This window comes from Streptomyces sp. NPDC056580, assembly GCF_042793175.1.
In the GTDB taxonomy this organism is placed as follows: Bacteria; Actinomycetota; Actinomycetes; order Streptomycetales; family Streptomycetaceae; genus Streptomyces.
The window spans coordinates 283592-299035 of the sequence record NZ_JBHTVE010000010.1; the positions used below are offsets into that span (position 1 = coordinate 283592).

Here is a 15444-nt window from a genome sequence, read left to right on the forward strand (position 1 = left end):
TCGGCGGGGCCGGGTCCTCAGTCCTCCTCCAACCGCGGCGGGCACCAGGGCCGCCCCTGCATCAGGTTGCCCAGGCCCGCCCAGGCGAAGTTCATCAGGGTGGCCGCCGCCTGGCGTGCCGTGGTGCCCGGGGTGGCGTTCGCCCAGGCGGCCAGGGACTCGGCGGCGCCGACCAGGGCCTCGGCCAGCCCGGCGACCTCGCGCTCGGCGAGGTCCGGGTCACGGTGGGCCTCGCGGGCCGCGACGGCGATCAGCCGGGTCACGAACGCGACGATCTCCTCACGCATCGCGGCGACCTCGGCGGCGAACATCTCCCCGTGGGTGCGGGCCTGGAGGTGCAGCACGGCCCAGCCGTCCGGATGCTCGGCGGTGTGCGCGAAGAACGCCTGGAGCCCGTCCCACAACCGGCGGTCGGCGGGCAGGTCACCGCGCACCCCGGTGCGGACGGCGTCGGACAGCGCCGCGGCCTCGCGGCGGATGCACGCGGTGAAGAGGTCTTCCTTGGAGTTCAGATAGAGATACACCAACGGCTTGGACACGCCCGCCAGTTCGGCGATCTCGTCCATCGACGCGGCCATGTACCCGCGCCGGCCGAAGATCCGTACGGCGGCGTCGAGCATCTGCTGCTCCCGCACCGCACGCGGCATCCGCTTGGTCTTCACGGCACCCATGGGGAGAAGCCTAGTTGGGCATCCGAAGCGGTCCGGCCCGGAAGCGGCGGTCGGGACTTCAGGAGGCCTGGCTGTGCGTCCGGGTGCTGTCGTCCGCCGGGTCCTCCTGGCTGCGGTTGGACTCCAGGTTGGCCTTCATCCGGTCCACCTTGTTGACGATCTGCACCGAGGCCCGGTCCCGCTCCCGGCGCAGCACCACCCAGCTGATCGGCGCCGACAGCACCAGCGCGAGCAGCAGCACCCACAGGAAGTTGGAGTCGCCGAAGCCGCGCGGGAAGATGCCGGAGTAGACGGCTCCCCAGACGACCACGAGGCAGCCGGCGAAGACGCCGAGGCGCATCAGCGAGTAGCGGAGCATCTCAATCCACTCTTCCGTGTCGTACGGTCCGAAATCCCATGAGGAACACCGTCCAGTGAAGCACGTCCGGCGGCCGGCTCTCCCGGCGGGTCTCGGCGTCAGGTGAGCGGCAGCAGCATGGTGACATCGTCGCGGTGGTCGTCGGGGGCGACGCGGATGGCGCCGGGCACCCGGCCGACCTCCTTGTAGCCGCAGGCGGCGTAGAAGTGCTCCAGGCCGTGGCCGCTCCGGCAGCCGAGCCGGATCGCGTCGATGCCCGCGAAGCCGCGGACCGCTGCCTCGGCGGCCGCCATCAGGTCGCGGCCGTACCCCTTGCCCTGGTGCCGGGGATGGACCATCACGGTGTACAGCCAGACCCAGTGGGTCTGCAGCCGGTGCGTGTTGAAGGAGACGAAGGCGGTGGCCGCGACCTCGCCCGCCTCGTCGTGCCCGACGAGCAGCCGCATGCCACCGCCGCTCAGCGCCGCGAGCTGCTTCACCAGCGCCGGGCGTATGTCGTCCCGCGTCACCGGGGCCACGAACCCGACGGCTCCGCCCGCGTTCGTCACATCCGCCCACAGGGTGAGCAGACCCTCGTGGAGAGCGGGGGTGATCGCGGGATCGAGCGTGAAGGTAAGGGGCATAGGGCCAGCGTATCTATTACTTCAGGGGACTCGGGCGGCGATTTCCAGGTCGGCCACCAGACCCGCGTACACCGCCGTCTCGCGGTCCTGGCCCCGCGCCCGCAGACCGACGACGGATGCACCGTCGGGAGCAGCCGTTCCGGCCGCCCGTGGCTCTCCCGCTCCAGCACGGTCCCGCGCGCCTCGCCCACCCGGAACGACGAGCCGAAGACGGTCCGGGTGGCGTCCCGGTGCGGGGGGGGGCGGCCGTGGCAGCCGGCGGCGGCCCGGCGCAGCGCGTCGAGCCCGGCTCCGTGACGAAGGGGGCGGCGGTGTACCGGTCCTCGGGGCCGGTGCCGCTCCCGCTCATGGCCCCCGGGTACCCCGGGGGCCGGAGGTGGCTCAGACCCGCATCGGCTGCGGGGACTCACGGCGCAGCGGGTCCGGGCCGTCGTACTCGCGGATGATCTCGTAGCGGGTGTTGCGCTCCACCGGGCGGAAGCCGGCGTCCCGGATCAGGTCGAGCAGGTCCTCGCGGGTCAGCTTGTTCGGGGTGCCGTAGTTGTCGGCGTCATGGGTGATCTTGTACTCCACCACCGAGCCGTCCATGTCGTCGGCGCCGTGCTGGAGGGCGAGCTGGGCGGTCTGCACGCCGTGCATCACCCAGAACACCTTCACGTGCGGGACGTTGTCGAACAGCAGCCGGGAGACGGCGAACGTCTTCAGCGCCTCCGCGCCGGTCGCCATCTGGGTGCGCGCCTGGAGCCGGTTGCGGACCTTGCCGTCCTTCATGTCCACGAAGTCGTGCTGGTAGCGCAGCGGGATGAAGACCTGGAACCCGCCGGTCTCGTCCTGCAGTTCACGCAGCCGCAGCACGTGGTCGACGCGGTGCCGGGGCTCCTCGATGTGTCCGTAGAGCATGGTGCACGGGGTCTTCAGGCCCTTCTCGTGCGCCAGCCGGTGGATGCGGGACCAGTCCTCCCAGTGGGTGCGGTGGTCCACGATGTGCTGCCGGACCTCCCAGTCGAAGATCTCGGCGCCGCCGCCGGTCAGGGACTCCAGGCCGGCGTCGATCAGCTCGTCGAGGATCTCGGAGGCGCTGAGCCCGGAGATGGTCTCGAAGTGGTGGATCTCCGTGGCCGTGAACGCCTTCAGCGACACGTCCGGCAGCGCGGCCTTCAGCTCCCGCAGCGACCGCGGGTAGTACCGCCACGGCAGGTTGGGGTGCAGGCCGTTGACGATGTGCAGCTCGGTGAGGTTCTCCGACTCCATCGCCTTGGCGAGCTTGACCGCCTCCTCGATGCGCATCGTGTACGCGTCCTTCTCCCCCGGCTTGCGCTGGAAGGAGCAGTAGGCGCAGGAGGCCGTGCACACGTTGGTCATGTTGAGGTGCCGGTTGACGTTGAAGTGGACCACGTCACCGTTCTTGCGGGTGCGTACCTCGTGGGCGAGACCGCCGAGCCAGGCCAGATCGTCCGACTCGTACAGCGCGATGCCGTCCTCACGGGTCAGCCGCTCACCGGAGCGGACCTTCTCCTCCAGCTCGCGCTTGAGCCCGACGTCCATGCCAACACCTTTCTCCGACAGCCCGACCAACGGTATCCCTAGACCTCTTCGGGCAGCTCCCCGACCCGGTTCTCCCACTTCGTGGACAGCACGACCGTGGTCCGGGTCCGGGAGACGCCCTTGGTGCCGCTCAGCCGCCGGATCGTCCTCTCCAGCCCGTCCACGTCCGTGGAGCGCACCTTGAGCATGAACGAGTCGTCGCCGGCGATGAACCAGCAGTCCTCGATCTCGGGCAGGTCCCGCAGCCGCTGCGCCACGTCCTCGTGGTCGGCGGCGTCGGACAGCGAGATGCCGATCAGCGCGATCACGCCGAGGCCGAGGGAGGCCGAGTCCACGGTGGCGCGGTACCCGGTGATGACACCGGCCGCCTCCAGCCGGTTGATGCGGTCGGTGACGCTGGGTCCCGACAGGCCGACGAGGCGCCCCAGCTCCGCGTAGGAGGCCCGGCCGTTCTCCCTCAGGGCCTGGATGAGCTGCCTGTCCACCGCGTCCATGCGATCGAAGCCTTCCGCTGAAGAGTTCCCGAAGTGTTGAGAGGTACTGCGACTTGCTCCGCTACCGGCCCGCCGTGCCGCCGCCCAGCTCGCCCTTCCAGCGCCGGTACAGGCCGTGCCCGACGCCCGCCGCGTCCAGCACCCGGCCGGCGACGAAGTCCACCAGGTCCTGGATGTGGGTGGCGCCCGCGTAGAAGGCGGGCGAGGCCGGCACCACGCTCGCGCCCGCGTCGTCCAGCGCCACGAGGTGCCGCAGGGTCTGGCCGTTCAGGGGGGTCTCCCGCACGGCCACGACGAGCGGCCGGCGCTCCTTCAGTGTGACGCTCGCGGCGCGCTGCAGCAGGTCCTTGGAGAGGCCGAGGGCGACCCCGGCGACACAGGCGGTGGACGCCGGGACGATCAGCATGCCGCGGGCCGGGTACGAGCCGGAGGAGGGTCCCGCCGCGAGGTCCCCCGCGCCCCAGTACCGCACCCCGCTGACGTCCGCCTCGAACGTCCCGGGCTTGCCGTCGGCCCCGCGGGCCAGCCACTCCCCCAGGTCCTCCCGCCAGTGCGCGTCCCGGAACGAGATCCCCGTCTCGTCCAGCAGCGTCAGCCGCGAGGCGCGGCTGACCACCAGGTCGACCGCCTCGCCGGCGTCCAGCAGCCCCCGCAGCACGGCTGCCGCATACGGCGTCCCGGAAGCTCCGGACACCCCCACGATCCAAGGCGCGCGCTGCGATTCTCCTGCGTTCACACCTTGAGCGTACCGGCGGACCGAACCGCCTTCAGGGCGGGTCGGCCCGACCGCGGCGCCGGCCGGTGCTCAGACCGTCAGGCCCCGCACCAGCAGGTCCAGCAGCGCGCACACGAACAGGGCGATGCCGATGAAACCGTTGACGCTGAAGAACGCCCTGTTCAGGCGGGACAGGTCGTGCGGGCGGACGATGGTGTGCTCGTAACCGAAGGCGCCGGCCACGACGATCAGGCCCAGCCAGAAGAAGGCGCCTGCGCCGGTGGCGAGGGCGTACCAGACGAACAGCGCCGTGGTGACGGTGTGACAGGCGCGGGCGCCCCAGATGGCGGCCGGGACGCCGAAGCGGGCCGGCACCGACCTGACGCCGATCGCGCGGTCGGTCTCGACGTCCTGGCAGGCGTAGATCAGGTCGAAGCCGCCGATCCAGACGCCGACGGCGAGACCGAGGATCACCGCGTTCCAGGACCACTCGCCGGTGATCGCCAGCCAGCCGCCGACCGGGCCCATCGCCTGGGCCAGGCCCAGGATGGCCTGCGGGAAGTTCGTGAACCGCTTGCCGTACGGGTAGACCACCATCGGGATCACGGCGATGGGCGCCAGGGCCAGGCACAGCGGGTTCAGCAGCGCCGCCGCGCCCAGGAAGACCACGAGCGCGACCAGCGCGCCGGTCCAGGCGTGCCGCACCGACATCGCACCGGTGACCAGTTCGCGGTGGGCCGTGCGCGGATTGCGGGCGTCGATCTCGCGGTCGATGATCCGGTTGACCGCCATCGCGAACGTGCGCAGGCCCACCATGCAGATGGTGACGAGCAGCAGCCGGACCCAGTGGATGTTCCGGTCGAGCTGGAACATCGCGGTGAGGGCGGCGATGTAGGCGAAGGGGAGCGCGAAGACCGAGTGCTCGATCATCACCAGGCGCAGGAACGCCTTGGTGCGTCCCGGCCGCGGAAGTGCCGCGGAGGCGCTGCTCACAGGCCGTACTCCTTCCAGCGGCGGTCCACCAGGGCCGCCGTATCCGGGTCCGACAGGACCATCTCCGGCCAGCCGCCGTCACGGGTGTAGCCCTCCTCGGGCCACTTGCGCGTGGCGTCGATGCCCGCCTTGCCGCCCCAGAACTGCTGGTAGGAGGCGTGGTCCAGGTGGTCGACGGGGCCCTCGACGACCGTGAGGTCGCGGGCGTAGTCCGTGTTGCCGAGGGCGCGCCAGGCGACCTCGTGCAGGTCGTGCACGTCGCAGTCGGCGTCCACGACCACGATCAGCTTGGTCAGGGACATCATGTGCGCCCCCCAGACCGCGTGCATCACCTTCTGCGCGTGCTTGGGGTACTTCTTGTCGATCGAGACGATCGCGCAGTTGTGGAAGCCGCCGGCCTCGGGCAGGTGGTAGTCCACGATGTCCGGGACGATGATCTTCAGCAGCGGCAGGAAGAAGCGTTCCGTGGCGCGGCCGAGGGGGCCGTCCTCGGTGGGCGGCCTGCCGACCACGATCGACTGCAGCAGCGGCCGCCTGCGCATCGTCACGCAGTCGATGGTCAGCGCGGGGAAGGGTTCCTGCGGGGTGTAGAAGCCGGTGTGGTCGCCGAAGGGGCCCTCGGGCAGCATCTCGCCGGGTTCCAGCCAGCCCTCCAGCACGACCTCGGCGTTCGCCGGGACCTGGAGCGGGACCGTCTTGCAGTCGACCATCTCGATCCGCTTGCCCGCGACGAACCCCGCGAAGAGGTACTCGTCGATGTCACCGGGGAGCGGGGCGGTGGAGGCGTAGGTCACGGCGGGCGGGCAGCCGAAGGCGATGGCGACGGGCAGCCGTTCGCCGCGCCGGGCCGCCACCTGGTAGTGGTTCCGGCTGTCCTTGTGGATCTGCCAGTGCATGCCGATGGTGCGCTTGTCGTGCCGCTGCAGCCGGTACAGGCCGAGGTTGCGGACGCCGGTCTCGGGGTCCCTGGTGTGGGTCAGGCCCAGGTTGAAGAAGGAGCCGCCGTCCTCGGGCCAGGTGAACAGCGCCGGGAGCCGGTCGAGGTCCACCTCGTCGCCGTGCAGCACGACCTCCTGCACGGGCGCGTTGTCCGGCTTGACCTTCTTCGGCGGCACGTGCGCCATCGCGCCGAGCTTGCCGAACGCCTCGCGCACGCCCACGAACCCGTGCGGCAGCTCGGGCCGCAGCAGGCCGCCGATCTTCTCCGAGATCTCGCCGTACGACTTCAGGCCGAGCGCCTTCAGCAGCCGCCGGTCGGTGCCGAAGACGTTCATCGCGAGGGGCATCGCCGAGCCCTTCACGTTCTCGAACAGCAGCGCCGGGCCGCCCGACTTCTGGACCCGGTCGACGATCTCCCCGACCTCCAGGTACGGGTCGACCTCGGCCTTGATGCGCTTGAGGTCTCCCTCGCGCTCCAGCGCCCTGAGCAGGGAGCGAAGATCGTCGTAAGCCATGCGCCCAAGTATCGCCGACGTACCGCTGCGTCCCGCGCCCGCCCCTGTCCGGCCGGGGGTCCGGGGAGCCGGTCCCGGTACCGGCGCGGCCGTCACCCGATAGCCTGGGGCCGTCACCGGGGCCGTCCCACACCTTCGGGAGATCGCACGTCATGCTCAGGTATCTGCCCGCCCTGCTGGTGCTGGCGCTGTGGATCTACGCCTTCGTCGACTGCCTGAACACCCCCGAGGAAGAGGTGCGCCACCTGCCGAAGGGCGCGTGGCTGCTCGTCGTCCTGGTCTTCGGCTGGGTGCTGGTGGGCCCGGTCGCCTGGCTGATCACCGGCAGGGTCCGGCAGCCGGCCGCCGCGTCCCCGGGCGGCCCGGGCTGGGTCGCCCCCGACGACAACCCCGAGTTCCTCAAGTCCCTCGAGCGGGACGACCCCGGGAACGACTGAGCCGGTGGAACTGAGGCTGCTCGTCACCTTCGAGAAGGTCGCCACCGTCCTGAGCTTCACCCGGGCCGCGGCCGAGCTGTCGTACGCGCAGTCCAGTGTGACCAGCCAGATCCGGGCCCTGGAGACCTCACTGGGGGCCGAGCTGTTCGACCGGCTCGGCGGCCGGATCCGGCTCACCGAGGCGGGTGAGCGGCTGCTGCCCTACGCCCGGCGGATGATCGAGCTGGCCGAGGAGGCGCGGGCGGCCGTCACCGGCGCCGGCGAGCCGGCCGGGACCCTCACCGTCGGCACCATGGAGTCCCTGACCTCCTACCGGCTGCCGCCGCTGCTGGAGTACTTCCACCACCGCCACCCCGCGGTGCGGCTCGCGCTGCGCACCACCATCGGCGACGAGACCCGGCAGGCGCTGCGCCAGGGCACGTACGACGTCGGTTTCCTGATGGAGGCGGAGACCGAGCACCCGGGGCTGGAGAGCACGGTGCTGGCGGTGGAGCCGCTGGCGCTGGTCGCGGCCCCGGAGCACCCCCTGGCCGGGGAACCCGTCGCCTCCGCCGGTCTCGTCGGCCTGTCCCTGCTGGCCACCGAGCCGGGGTGCGCCTACCGGGACCTGTTCGAGCGGGAGCTGACGGCGCTGGGGCCGGTGGAGTTCATGGAGTTCGGCACGATCGAGGCCACCAAGCGCGCGGCGGCGGCCGGTCTCGGGGCGGCGCTGCTGCCCGAGGTGACGGTCGCCGCCGAACTCGCGGCGGGCACGCTCGTGCGGCTGGACTGGGAGCCGCCGTTCACGCTTCGCACGCAGCTGGCCTGGCGGTCCGGGAAGCGGCTCCCGGCGCACGCCCGGCTGTTCGTGGAGCAGGCGCGGCGGCTGGTGTCCGAGCAAGGGTGACCTTGAGGCTCGCGGTCACGATGAGCGGGACGCCGAGGGCCTGCACGAGGCCGATGTGGTGGCCGTACACCGCCCAGTCCATGAGCATCGCGACGGCCGGGTAGACGAAGGCGAGCACGGCGATCTTGGCGGTGGGCAGCTTGGCGTAGGCGGCGTACATGAGGACGTACATCACTCCGGTGTGCAGCAGCACGAGGCCGGCCAGCCAGCCCCAGTCCCAGCCGGTGCCCCGCATGGCGCCGAAGTCGGCGAAGGGCAGCAGCAGCGGAATGCCGACCAGGACCTGGACGAGGGCGATCAGGTGCGGGCGCACACCGGTGATCCGCTTGGTGACCAGGGTGGACAGCCCGTACAGCAGGGCGGCGAGCAGGGCCTGGCCGATGCCGGTGAGGTACGCGCCGCCGCCGGTGAAGTCGGCGGGTGTCACCCCGGAGACGAGGACCAGACCGGCGAAGGCGACGCCGATCCAGCCGACCCGGGCGGCGGTGAGCCGCTCGCGGAACAGCAGGGCGCCGAGCAGCACCACGTAGAAGGGCTGCGTGTGGTAGACCACGGTGGCCACCGAGATGGACGTGTTCTCGTACGACTGGAACAGCAGCACCCAGTTGAAGACGATGAACACCCCGCCGAGGACGGCGAGGCCGAGGGTGCGCGGAGTGAAGCCGTGGTCGCGCAGCCAGCCGCGGGCCAGCACGTAGCCGCCGAGGGCCAGCGCGCCGAACAGGACGCGGAAGAGGACGACGTCGAAGGGCGGGGCACCGGACTCGACGACGAAGACGCCGAGGGTGCCGGACAGCATCATCGCGGTGGTCAGCTGGGCCGTGCCCGTGTGCTCTGAGGTCATGGCGCCGACGCTACGGACGGCCGCCCGGGCGGGTCCACGAGCCGCCGGGGCGTCCTGCCGATGGGGCCATCGGCGCCTCCGATGGCCCAAGGCCGGGGGCGGATCCGGCGGGCCGTCAGGTGTGGGCCCAGCTCTGCGAGGCGGTTCCGGACTGGCAGGGCCTGCTGGCCGCGCCCCCGCCGAAGGCGAGGTCCAGGCAGGCGCCGCCGGCGCGCGGTCGCGGCGGAACCGCGGTGCGGACGGGCGCGACGGCCCCGGCGGTTCCGGGCCCGGGCCCGCGGCGGGGTCAGGTGTACTGCCCCGGAAGCGGCTCCGCCGGCTCCGGACCGGGCGGCGGGGGCGAGGACCCCAGGTTCCCGATCAGCCGTTCGAACCTGGTGCGCCAGGCGGCCTGCGACTCGCCCTCGCCCTGGAACTCGTGGGTGAAGCGCAGCACGCAGCCCGACGGCCGCTCACGCTCCAGGTGGAACCGCAGCCGGCCGCCCGCCACGGTGTACTCGGCGACCCGGTCCACGTCCCACGCGGTGACCCGCCCGGCGCCCAGCTCCCGGAAGGCGACCTCCCCGTCGAGTCTTGGCTCGAGAACGTCGACGGCGGTGAACCAGCCCGCGAGTCCCGCGGGCGTGGCCACCGCCGTCCAGACCTCTTCCATGGCCCTCGGGAGCCGCACCAGGAAGTGGAGTATGTGCGTGTTCCCGTGCGTCTGGCTGGTGCCCTGTTCGATGGAACCGCTCATGGCACCAGTGTCACCGACCGGGGCGTCACACGCCCGCGTACGAGTGCTTGCCGGTGACGAAGATGTTGACGCCGTAATAGTTGAACAGCCAGCAGCCGAAGGCGATGAGCGCCAGGTAGGCGGCCTTGCGGCCCTTCCAGCCTGCCGTGGCCCGCGCGTGCAGGTAGCAGGCGTAGGCGATCCAGGTGATGAAGGACCAGGTCTCCTTGGGGTCCCAGTTCCAGTAGCGGCCCCAGGCGTCGCCCGCCCAGATCGCGCCCGCGATGATCGTGAACGTCCACAGCGGGAAGACGGCCGCGTTGACGCGGTAGGCGAACTTGTCCAGCGAGGCCGAGGCGGGCAGCCGCTCCAGCACCGAGCGCGCGAAGCGGCCGGGCGTGCCGCCGGACTCCAGCTTGTTCTCGTAGGAGTCCTTGAAGAGGTAGAGGATCGTGGCGACCGCGCCGACGTAGAACACCGCGCCGCAGAAGATCGCGGTGGAGACGTGGATGTACAGCCAGTACGAGTGCAGCGCCGGGACGAGCTGGTCGCTCGCGGTGTACAGCACGGTCACGGCCAGACCGAGGTCGAGCAGGACCGTGGTGATCAGGAACAGGCCGAGCCAGCGCACGTTCTTCTTCAGCGCCAGCAGCGTGAGGTACACACCGACGGCCACCGTGGAGAAGGTGATGTTGAACTCGTACATGTTGCCCCACGGCGCGCGCTCCACGGAGGCCGCGCGGGCGACGACGCCGCTCAGCTCCACGAGGAAGGCGAGCACGGTGAGCGAGATGGCGATCCGGCCGTAGAGGTCGCCCTGCTCGTCGCCGCCGTGCGCGCCCGGCCCGTCCGGCACGTCCCGGGCACCGGAGACGGAGCGCACGACGACCTTCGGCCGCTCCAGCACGGCGGTCCCGCCGGCGCTCTTGACGGTGACGGCGGGCGCGCCCGCCCGGCGCTCGCCGCCGGCGGCGGCAGCGGTCAGCGCGGCGGCCGTGCGGCCGACCTTGCTGCGGCTGCCGAACAGCCACTCGGCGATGTACGCGAAGAAGGCGAGCGTGTAGACGGCCATGGACGAGTAGATCAGCGTGTTGCTGATGCTCGCCAGGTGTTCGTTGGTTGCGGCGGCGAGAGTCACTTCTCAGCCCCTTCGGCAGGTCCAGCGGGGGATGGGGTGGAGTCGTCGTCGGGGTCCGGTGCCCCCGGCGCCTGGTCGTAGAGGTTCGCGGCGAGGTCGCCCAGTTCCTCGGGCACCTTGGCGGACTCGCTGCGGCCGAGCCCGGCCATCTCGACCACGGTGACGCCGTCGGCTCCGCGCACCGCGCGCACCCACACGCGACGGCGCTGGATGAACAGGGAGGCGGCCAGGCCGAAGATCGCGCCGAGCGCGCCGGCGAGCGCCCAGCCGCCGCCCGGCTCCTGGACGATCTCGAAGCCGGCCCACTCCTTGACGTCCTTCTCGAGCGTGATCGAGCCGGCGCCGTCCGGGAGCTTCAGGGTCTGCCCCGGCTTGAGGTTGCCCCGGAGCTGCTGGCCCCTGGCGTCCTTGAAGCCCTTCATGTGTGTCTTGTCGAGCTGGTACACGCTCTGCGGGATGCCCGAGTTGACGCCGAGGTCGCCGTGGTACGGCTCGAGGTTCAGCACGGGGTTCAGCAGCGCCGGGAACTGCGAGAGCACCGAGGCGCCGCCGCCGTAGGTCGGCAGGAAGAAGGCCCGGACGCCGAGCTGGTCCTTCTTGCCCTGGGCGTCGCGGTAGCCGTCCATCACCTTGATCACGCCCTGCGAGGTGACGTTGCCGTCGAGCGGCAGCAGCGGCACGGCGTCCTGGTAGACGACCTCGCCCTTGCCGTCGCGGACGGTGATGACGGGCGCGTAGCCGTGGCTGACGAGGTAGACCTTGGCCTCGCCGATCTTCAGCGGCTCGTTGACCTTGACGGTCGTGGAGCGCTCCTTGCCGTCGGCGCCCTCGCTGTAGGCGACCTTCGCCTGGAAGGTGCGCGGGGTGCCGCGGTTGGGTCCGGTCAGCTCGTAGGTGCCCTTGAAGTCCTTCAGGCTGAAGCTGAACGGTGACAGGTCGTCGGTGGTGAACAGGCTGCCGGACTTGAAGTCGTCGTACATCGGCAGGGCGTTGGAGAAGCCGTCGCCCTCGACCATCAGCTTGGTGCCGTCCGACTTGTACATCTGGCCCGAGGCGAAGGCGACCAGCAGCACGATCAGCGCGATGTGGAAGACCAGGTTGCCCAGCTCGCGCACGTAACCCTTCTCGGCGGCGACGGCGTCACCGGCGACGTGGGCCCGGAAGCGGCGCCTGCGCACCAGCGCGAGCGCGGCCTCGCGGACCTGCTCGGGATCGGCCGCGGTGCGCCAGGTGGTGTAGGCGGGCAGCCGGTCCAGGCGCCTTGGCGCGCCCGGCGGACGGCCGCGGAGCTGGCCGACGAACTGCCAGGTGCGCGGGACGATGCAGCCGATGAGGGAGACGAACAGCAGGATGTAGATCGCGGAGAACCACACCGAGCTGTAGACGTGGAAGAGGCCGAGCTTGTCGTAGACCGGCGCGAGCGTCTTGTGGGCCGCGCGGAAGCCGTCGACCTTGGTGGCGTCGGCGCCGGTCTGCGGGATCAGCGAGCCGGGGATCGCGCCGAGCGAGAGCAGCAGGAGCAGCAGCAGCGCCACCCGCATGGAGGTGAGCTGCCGCCAGAACCAGCGGACCCAGCCGACGACCCCGAGGCCCGGCAGGCTCACCGCCTCCTCCTGCGGAGCGGTGGACAGCCGGGAGCCGGCCGCCCCCAGGTCCTCCTGCTCGCGGCCCTTGTCGGTTTCGGTTGTGCTCATCGATCAGATCCCCACAGTGAAGCCGTCGGACCAGCTCTGCATCTCGTTCACCAGGTGGTCCCAGGCCCCGGTCAGCAGCAGCACGCCGGTCACGATCATCATCGTGCCGCCGGCGCGCATCACCCAGACATAGTGGCGCTTGACCCAGCCGAAGGCGCCGAGCGCCTTGCGGAAGGCGACCGCGGTGAGGACGAAGGGCACACCGAGGCCCAGGCAGTAGGCGATCATCAGCACCGCCCCGCGCCCGGCGCTCGACTCGTGCCAGGAGAGGAAGTTCACCGCGGCGAGGGTCGGTCCGATGCAGGGCGTCCAGCCGACGCCGAACAGGGCGCCCAGCAGGGGCGCGCCCACCAGGCCCGCGGTCGGCCGCCGGTGGAAGCGGAACTCGCGCTGGGTGAACCAGGGCATCAGCCCCATGAAGAAGACGCCCAGCAGGATCATGAGCACGCCGAGCACCCGCGACAGGGTGGCCTTGTTGTCCTGGAGGGTCCAGCCGAAGTAGCCGAACAGCGCCCCGCTGGAGATGAACACGGCGCTGAAGCCGAGGACGAACAGCGAGGCGCCGGCGACCATGCGCCCCCGTCTGGCCTCGGCGAGGTCGGTGCCGGCGATGCCGGTGACGTAGGAGAGGTAGCCGGGGACGAGCGGCAGCACGCAGGGCGAGAAGAAGGAGACCAGTCCGCCGAGCAGGGCGATCGGCAGGGCGACCAGCAGGGCACCGTTCAGCACGGTGTCGTTCGGGCCCGTCCCGGCGGCGGCCAGCAGGTAAGTCGCGCTCACGTCACTTCTCCGCGACGACCGGCTTGAGCATCTTGAGCAGCGCCGTGTCGTCGAGCGCCTCCAGCGCCCGCGCGGCGACCTTCCCGTCCTTGTCGATGACGAGCGTGGAGGGGATGAGCTGCGGGTTGAGCGTGCCCTTCTTGAAGCGGAGCATCAGCTTGCCGGTCGGGTCGTACAGGCTCGGGTAGCCGATCCCGTGCTCCCGCTCGAAGGCGAGCGCGGGGGTGGTGCTGGTGTCGCGGGTGTTGATCCCCACGAACTGCACGCCCTTGCCCTCGTACGCCTTGGAGACCTTGGAGAAGTACTGGGCCTCCTCCCGGCACGGCCCGCACCAGGAACCCCAGACGTTGACGACGACGACCTTGCCCTTGTAGTCGGCGATGTCGAGGTTCTTGCCGTCGAGGGTCCTGCCCGACAGGTCGGGCGCGGCGGAGCGCTTGCCCTTGGCTGCGGTGTCGATGCCGTTGTTGCCGGTGACGAAGTTGGTGTTGCCGCCTCCGCCGGAGGTGCCGCCGTTGCCGCACGCGGACAGGGTCAGGGCCGCGACGGCGGCCGTGGCGCTGAGCAGGACGGTACGGCTACGGGTACTCATGTGAAAAGTTTCGCATGCCTGTTCCGGCGATCTCGCGCACCCCCCTGTCGGGTGGAAAACCGCATTTCAGGAGCTATTTACACGGGACATTCCGGGCGATTCCTCACGCGGTGGCGCCCGCGGCCGGCTTGGCGTCCCGCAGGAACTCCTTCCAGCCCCCGGCGGGCCGCTGCCCCACCTCCAGGGTGCGCAGCCGGGCGAGCACCTCGGGCTTCTGCGCGTCCATCCAGTCCACGAACTGCCGGAAGGAGACCAGCCGGACGTCCCCGCCCTTGTCCTTCTCGCGCGCGATGTGCTTGAAGGCCTGCTCCACGGCGTCCATGTAGATGCCGCCGTTCCACTGCTCGAAGTGGTTGCCGATGAAGAGAGGTGCCCGATTCGTCCCGTATGCCCGCTCGAAGCCCTGGATGTAGGCCTGCGCGGACTGGGCGCGCCAGCGCGGGTGGTTGTAGGCGGGCGCGTTGGTCGAGTTGACGGACTGGTTGGCGAGCATGTTGTAGTCCATGGACAGGACCTCGAAGGAGCGTCCGGGGAAAGGTATCTGCTGGAGCGGCAGGTCCCAGATCCCCATCCGCTTCAGCGGCCACACCTGGCGTCCGCCCGGCGAGGAGGCGTCGTAGCGCCAGCCCAGCTCGCGGGCGGCGGGCAGCAGGTTGTCCTGGCCGAGCAGACAGGGGGTGCGGCCGCCGACCAGCTCCCTGTCGTAGTCGAACGGCAGCGGCGGCAGGTCGGTCCAGCCGGTGTTGGTCCGCCACTCCTTCACGAACGAGGTGGCCTGCCGTATCTCGCTCCGCCACTGCTGCGGGGTCCAGTTGCCGACCGAGCCGGAGCCGGCGCAGAAGTGCCCGTTGAAGTGGGTGCCGATCTCGTGCCCCTCCAGCCAGGCCCGGCGCACGTTGGCCAGGGTCGACCTGATGTGGGGGTCGCTGAGGTAGCCGATGTCGGAGGCGCCGCGCGGGTTGTTCGGGGGGTCGTAGAGCCGCTTCTTCGACTCCGGCAGCAGATACAGCCCGGAGAGGAAGAACGTCATGCTCGCGCCGTGCTCCCGGGCGAGGTCCAGGAAGCGCGGGAAGAGACCGTTGCCGACCTCGCCGGCGCCGTCCCAGGAGAAGATCACGAACTGCGGAGGCGTCTGACCCGGCTCCAGCGGCTCGGGCTTCGCGGGCTGGTGCGGCTGCCGGCCGGTGAACGAGGTGGAGCCGTCGCCGATGGGCCGGGCCGGACGCGCCGTGCTCCCGCCCTTGCCCGCGCCGCCCCCGCCGCCGCCCTCGTGGCCGGAACCGGACCGGGGCCCGCTCTCGTCCGAGGACTTGAGGCTCCCGCAGCCGGCCAGCGAGGCGGCGGCGGCCGCGCCCGCGCCGAGGCCCAGCGCTCCCCTGCGGGAGAGCATCCGGTCGGTCCGGGAGAAGGTGCGCATGGAGATCCCCGATTCGTCACGCCTGCTGGTGGTCACCCAGTCAGAGGGCGTGACGCTCGGGGAGGTTCCGGTACTTCTTTGTGCTTTT

17 protein-coding genes and 1 pseudogene are annotated in these 15444 nt (G+C 71.0%); 2 read left to right on the forward strand and 16 right to left on the reverse strand.

What is annotated here, in order from left to right; all coding sequences use genetic code 11:
• Positions 1-17 precede the first annotated feature (17 nt).
• The 9 genes and pseudogenes from ACFQ9Z_RS23990 to ACFQ9Z_RS24030 all read right to left on the reverse strand — a co-directional run bounded on the left by ACFQ9Z_RS23990 (position 18) and on the right by ACFQ9Z_RS24030 (position 6853).
• Positions 18-671, reverse strand: a complete 654-nt coding sequence (locus ACFQ9Z_RS23990) for a TetR/AcrR family transcriptional regulator (protein ID WP_383022246.1) — start codon at positions 669-671, stop codon at positions 18-20.
• A gap of 58 nt (positions 672-729) precedes the next feature.
• Positions 730-1029, reverse strand: coding sequence for a DUF4229 domain-containing protein (locus ACFQ9Z_RS23995; RefSeq protein WP_383022248.1), 300 nt, complete (start codon positions 1027-1029; stop codon positions 730-732).
• A gap of 98 nt (positions 1030-1127) precedes the next feature.
• On the reverse strand, positions 1128-1652 hold the full coding sequence (locus ACFQ9Z_RS24000; protein ID WP_383022251.1) for a GNAT family N-acetyltransferase: 525 nt from the start codon (positions 1650-1652) through the stop codon (positions 1128-1130).
• Positions 1653-1673: 21 nt separating this feature from the next.
• Positions 1674-1861: pseudogene (locus ACFQ9Z_RS24005) on the reverse strand (uracil-DNA glycosylase); the annotation flags it as partial.
• Positions 1862-2033: 172 nt separating this feature from the next.
• The gene (gene mqnE, locus ACFQ9Z_RS24010) at positions 2034-3197 is read right to left on the reverse strand and encodes an aminofutalosine synthase MqnE (RefSeq protein ID WP_383022254.1); all 1164 of its coding nucleotides are present in this window, start codon (positions 3195-3197) and stop codon (positions 2034-2036) included.
• A gap of 38 nt (positions 3198-3235) precedes the next feature.
• Positions 3236-3691 (reverse strand): Lrp/AsnC family transcriptional regulator, encoded by a 456-nt coding sequence (locus tag ACFQ9Z_RS24015; protein WP_250401914.1) that lies wholly within the window; start codon positions 3689-3691, stop codon positions 3236-3238.
• 61 nt (positions 3692-3752) lie between these two features.
• Positions 3753-4427 (reverse strand): UbiX family flavin prenyltransferase, encoded by a 675-nt coding sequence (locus tag ACFQ9Z_RS24020; RefSeq protein WP_383022258.1) that lies wholly within the window; start codon positions 4425-4427, stop codon positions 3753-3755.
• A 69-nt stretch (positions 4428-4496) separates the two neighbouring features.
• Positions 4497-5399 (reverse strand): menaquinone biosynthesis prenyltransferase MqnP, encoded by a 903-nt coding sequence (gene mqnP / locus ACFQ9Z_RS24025; protein WP_383022260.1) that lies wholly within the window; start codon positions 5397-5399, stop codon positions 4497-4499.
• Positions 5396-6853, reverse strand: coding sequence for a menaquinone biosynthesis decarboxylase (locus tag ACFQ9Z_RS24030; protein WP_383022263.1), 1458 nt, complete (start codon positions 6851-6853; stop codon positions 5396-5398). The genes mqnP and ACFQ9Z_RS24030 overlap by 4 nt, the downstream gene beginning before the upstream one ends.
• Positions 6854-7005: 152 nt before the next feature.
• Between ACFQ9Z_RS24030 and ACFQ9Z_RS24035 the strand changes: the two genes are divergently transcribed.
• Both ACFQ9Z_RS24035 and ACFQ9Z_RS24040 read left to right on the forward strand, forming a co-directional pair.
• Positions 7006-7290: a PLD nuclease N-terminal domain-containing protein gene (locus ACFQ9Z_RS24035; RefSeq protein WP_383022265.1), complete on the forward strand. Its 285-nt coding sequence runs from the start codon at positions 7006-7008 to the stop codon at positions 7288-7290.
• A gap of 4 nt (positions 7291-7294) precedes the next feature.
• On the forward strand, positions 7295-8176 hold the full coding sequence (locus ACFQ9Z_RS24040; RefSeq protein WP_383022268.1) for a LysR family transcriptional regulator: 882 nt from the start codon (positions 7295-7297) through the stop codon (positions 8174-8176).
• Here the strand turns inward: ACFQ9Z_RS24040 and ACFQ9Z_RS24045 are convergent.
• The 7 genes from ACFQ9Z_RS24045 to ACFQ9Z_RS24075 all read right to left on the reverse strand — a co-directional run bounded on the left by ACFQ9Z_RS24045 (position 8073) and on the right by ACFQ9Z_RS24075 (position 15356).
• Positions 8073-9020: a DMT family transporter gene (locus tag ACFQ9Z_RS24045; RefSeq protein ID WP_383022271.1), complete on the reverse strand. Its 948-nt coding sequence runs from the start codon at positions 9018-9020 to the stop codon at positions 8073-8075. The genes ACFQ9Z_RS24040 and ACFQ9Z_RS24045 overlap by 104 nt on opposite strands.
• Positions 9021-9306: 286 nt before the next feature.
• Entirely contained in the window at positions 9307-9756 is a 450-nt protein-coding gene (locus tag ACFQ9Z_RS24050; protein ID WP_383022273.1) for a hypothetical protein, read from the reverse strand.
• A 25-nt stretch (positions 9757-9781) separates the two neighbouring features.
• On the reverse strand, positions 9782-10873 hold the full coding sequence (gene ccsB / locus ACFQ9Z_RS24055) for a c-type cytochrome biogenesis protein CcsB (protein WP_383022276.1): 1092 nt from the start codon (positions 10871-10873) through the stop codon (positions 9782-9784).
• On the reverse strand, positions 10870-12567 hold the full coding sequence (locus ACFQ9Z_RS24060; protein WP_383022278.1) for a cytochrome c biogenesis protein ResB: 1698 nt from the start codon (positions 12565-12567) through the stop codon (positions 10870-10872). The genes ccsB and ACFQ9Z_RS24060 overlap by 4 nt, the downstream gene beginning before the upstream one ends.
• A gap of 3 nt (positions 12568-12570) precedes the next feature.
• On the reverse strand, positions 12571-13332 hold the full coding sequence (locus tag ACFQ9Z_RS24065; protein ID WP_383022410.1) for a cytochrome c biogenesis CcdA family protein: 762 nt from the start codon (positions 13330-13332) through the stop codon (positions 12571-12573).
• 16 nt (positions 13333-13348) lie between these two features.
• Positions 13349-13939, reverse strand: a complete 591-nt coding sequence (locus tag ACFQ9Z_RS24070; RefSeq protein WP_383022280.1) for a TlpA family protein disulfide reductase — start codon at positions 13937-13939, stop codon at positions 13349-13351.
• Between the two features lie 103 nt (positions 13940-14042).
• Positions 14043-15356 (reverse strand): hypothetical protein, encoded by a 1314-nt coding sequence (locus ACFQ9Z_RS24075; protein ID WP_383022412.1) that lies wholly within the window; start codon positions 15354-15356, stop codon positions 14043-14045.
• Positions 15357-15444 lie beyond the last annotated feature (88 nt).